Genomic DNA, 597 nt, shown 5'->3' with positions numbered 1-597 from the left:
GCTGTGCGCGCTGCGCCAGGACACGTCGTTGAAGGACGAGCATGCGCTGGCCAAGCTGGCCGAGCACCTGCCATGTTCCTTTGTGGGTGAACATATCTACCTGGGCAAGGAAGATGTCAGCCAGGCCATCCGCAAGGAGGAAGTCGGCAACACCGCTTCCCGCATCGCCGTGCTGCCCACCGTGCGGCATGCGCTGGCCGGCCTGCAGCTGGGCTTTCGCAAGCCGCCCGGACTGGTCGCCGACGGACGCGACATGGGCACCGTGATCTTTCCGAATGCACAACTGAAGGTTTTCCTCACCGCAAGTGTGGAAGCCCGTGCGCAGAGGCGTTATAAGCAATTGATTGAAAAAGGTTTTGCTGCTAACATGGCCGACCTTCTCCAAGATTTGACTGAACGCGACGCGCGCGACGCCAACCGTTCGATAGCACCCCTCAAACCTGCCGAAGGGGCATACCTGCTGGACACTTCCGACATGAGCGCCGATGAGGCCGTCAGTCAGGTTCTTCACTGGTACGCGGCTGTAAAGAAAAGGCATGACGCCGGTTGAAAATCGCACATTCCGGCGGCATTTAGGAAGTTCTGGCAGTACTCTGG

The 597-nt window shown here is 59.3% G+C and carries 1 protein-coding gene; it reads left to right on the top strand.

Annotated elements, in window-relative coordinates:
• Positions 1–550, top strand: a 550-nt coding sequence (cmk, locus tag JK635_RS28870) for a (d)CMP kinase (protein WP_235888223.1), incomplete at its 5' end; no start/stop codon positions are given.
• Positions 551–597 lie beyond the last annotated feature (47 nt).

This window comes from Neobacillus paridis (assembly GCF_016765675.1).
In the GTDB taxonomy this organism is placed as follows: Bacteria; Bacillota; Bacilli; order Bacillales; family Cytobacillaceae; genus Neobacillus; species Neobacillus paridis.
The sequence above is the reverse complement of the archived record's forward strand: the minus strand, read 5'-3'. Positions and strand labels throughout refer to the sequence as shown.